Below are 3,197 nucleotides of genomic sequence, written 5' to 3'. Positions count from 1 at the left end.
CACAAACCCACCCGCGACTCACGCCCCACCCCACGAGCGACCAGCCCACGGGCCAGCGCGTCCGACCGCGCATCCAACTCGCCGTACGACAGCGGTCGGTCGCTGAACCACAGCGCCGCCGTGTCCGGCGTGCCGACGGCCCGGCCGCGAAACCGTTCCAACACCGTGCCGGGAACCCCGTCCCGTGCGGTGGCGTTCCACTCCTCCACGACTACGGACCGCTCGGGTCCGTCGAGGAGATCGATGTCGGCCACTCGGAGCGTCGGCTCGTCCGCCACCTGTTCCAGCACCCGTATCAGCCATCCGGCGACGCGGGCCGCCGCCTCCTCGTCGAAGAGGTCCGGCCGATGTGTCATGACGATCCGGAGGCTGTCGTCGGGGACGATGCCGACGGTCAGCGGGAAGTTGGTGGCCTCGTGCGCTTCCATGCGGGTGAAGGAGATGGTGGAGGGCGCGGGCGCCCGGTCGGGCGGGGTCGGGTAGTTCTCGTAGACCACGAGAGTGTCGAACGTCGCTCCAGGCCCGGCCAGCCCCTGCACCTCGCTGAGGCCCAGATGCTGATGCGGCATCAGCGACGACTGTCGCGCCTGGAGGTCCGCGAGCATGTCCAGCACCGGCTGCCCGCCGGCCAGCGGCACCTGTACCGGCAGCGTGTTGATCATCAGGCCGACCATGGACTCGGCGCCGGGCAGATCCGCCGGCCGCCCCGACACCGTGGCGCCGAACACCACGTCGTTCCGTCCGGTCAACCGGGACAGGACCAGCGCCCATGCGCCCTGCACGACTGTGTTCAGCGTGAGGTTCCGGCCGCGGGCCAGCTCCCTCAGCCGCGCGGTGGTCTCCTGGGGAAGATCCCGGACGAGGTCCCGCGGCAGTACGGAGACCTCGGCCCCGCCTGCCGCCTGGGGGGCGACCAGGGTCGGTTCCTCCGCCCCCGCCAACTCCTCCCGCCACGCGGCCCGTGCCGCCTCCCGATCCTGACAGCCGAGCCACGACAGGTAGTCGCGGTAGGAGGTGACCGGGGGCAGGACCCGGATGTCTCCACCCGCCGTGTACACCGCCTCCAGCTCGTCGAGGAGCACCGGCATCGACCAGCCGTCCAGGAGGATGTGATGGGTTGTCACGACGAGGCGGTGGCGGGCTTCCCCGAGCCGGGCCAACACCAGCCGGAGCAAGGGCGGGGAGGCGGGGTTCATCCTGTCCTCCCGCTCCTCGCGGGCCAGCCGCTCGAACCGGGTCAGGGCCTCGTCCTCGCCGAGGTCCGACAGGTCGACGTCGCGCCAAGGGAGCACAACGCTCCGTGAGATCAACTGCACCGCCTCGCCGGACCTGCGCCGTTGGAAACTGGCGCGCAGGACGGCGTGGCGCTCGATCAGAGCCTCCCAGCACGCGCGGAAGAGCTCGGTGTCCAGGGGGCCGTCCACGCCGAGGACGCACTGGAGGCCGTAGACATCAGGTCCCTCGTCGTCGTACGAGGAGTGGAAGAGCATCCCCTGCTGGAGGGGCGAGAGCGGCCACACTTCCGCGAGAGCGGATCCCTTGGCGGGTGTCGAGGGGGGCGTCGGGGGCTTCACAGGAACCGTCCTTCGTCGAGTTCGGCAGCTATGGCTTCGAGTTCGTCGACTTCGTCCTGGTCGAGATCGAGGAGTGAGAAGTCGGAGGGGGTGTGACCGCCGGCCTGGGGACCGGCGGTGTGCGCGGCGAGGCCCGACAGCAGTCCGAGCCAGGCCCGGCCCAACTCCTCCACGTCGGTCTCGTCCAGCAGCGCGGCGGGCCAGCTCAAGGTGAGTGTCAACTCCGGGCCGCTGACGGTGTCCGCGACCACGGCGCCCGCCGCGAGCGCGTGCAGCACCGGCATGCCCGGGTCGGCAGCACCTCCTACGGCCGTGTCCCCGGCCGTCTGCCAGGGCTCGACCAGGCCCGGCTCGGCACCACCGGCGGTCGCGAACCGGCCCAGGTAGTTGAAGCCGATCTGCGGCACCGGCAGGGCCGCCAACACCGGCCCCGTCTCCGGATTCAGATGACGCAGCAAGCCATGCCCGAGACCGTCGCCGGGTACCGCCTGCACCTGCTCCTTCACCCGCTTCACCAGCGCACCGGCCGCCGCACCACCGGCGGCGGCTTCGGCAAGGTCGACTCCGGAGGCGTCCAAACGGACCGGGTAGGCGGCGGTGAACCAGCCCACCGTCCGCGACAGGTCCATGCCCGCCGACAACGGCTCGCGGCCGTGCCCCTCGACCTCCACCAGGAACCCGTCGGAGCCGATGTCGGCGCCGGTCCCTGAATTCGGGCGGCGGTGCGTCACCGCACCGGCCAGCGTGGCCAACAGCAGTTCGTGCAGCCCGCAGTGGAACACCCGCGGTGTCTCGCCGACGAGCACCGCAGCCTCTTCCGTCGGAAGCGACCAGGACAGCAGGCGCAGGGTGGACGTCGTGTCGACGGCCGGGTCCAGCGGTCGGCAGCCGATCAGCGGTTCCCCGGCACCGGCCGTCCCGGCGACCATGCCGGCCCAGGCCTCCAACTCGCCCACCCGCGCGGGACCTTGCGCCGCGCGCCGCAGCCCCTCCGCCCAGGCACGGAACGAAGTCCCCGCCGACTCCAACACCGCCGGCTCTCCCGCGGCCGCCGCCTCGCACGCGGCTCGCAAGTCGGGTACCAGGACGCGCCACGACACCCCGTCGATCGCCAGGTGATGAGCGGCCAGCGCAATCCGACCGACCCGGCCCGGCCCGGCATCCACCCACACCAGCCGCACCATCACACCGGCCGCGGGATCCAGCCTTGTCACCGCCTGCCGAGCGGCATCCGCCGCGAGCTGGTCCAACTCGCCCTCAGCAAGGCCTACGGCATCCACCCGGACCACCAGCCCGGACGCGTCGATCTCACCCGCCTCCGGAACCACCAACACCTGGTCGCTCCCGGCCCGGGCCCGCAGCATCCCGTGAGCTTCCACCAGCGCGGCGACGCCCGTCCTGAGCACGTCCACGCCGAGTTCGGCCGGCGCACCGATCACCGTCCACTGCGCGAAACCAGGCCGCAACACGTCCGCGCCCATCGACCTCATCAACGGCGTCCACGGCACCTCACCGACACCCGTGTCCCTGGCATCCGTAGACGCGTCCTCGGTCTCGGACGCGACCAACGCCAGCCGCTCCGGGGTCTTCTCCTCGAAGATCTGGCGAGGCGTCACCACCCAA

The 3,197-nt window shown here is 71.7% G+C and carries 2 protein-coding genes; both read right to left on the bottom strand.

Annotated elements, in window-relative coordinates; genetic code table 11:
* The coding region (locus ACWDEW_RS48750) for a condensation domain-containing protein (RefSeq protein ID WP_450522819.1) at positions 1-1,574 on the bottom strand (1,574 nt) is incomplete at its 3' end.
* Positions 1,571-3,197: condensation domain-containing protein (locus ACWDEW_RS48745; RefSeq protein ID WP_450522817.1), on the bottom strand; the 1,627-nt coding region annotated here is incomplete at its 5' end. The genes ACWDEW_RS48750 and ACWDEW_RS48745, both read right to left, overlap by 4 nt.

The organism is Streptomyces sp. NPDC001100, from assembly GCF_053598575.1.
Note: the sequence above shows the minus strand (reverse complement) of the source record. Positions and strands in the feature narration are given on the sequence as shown.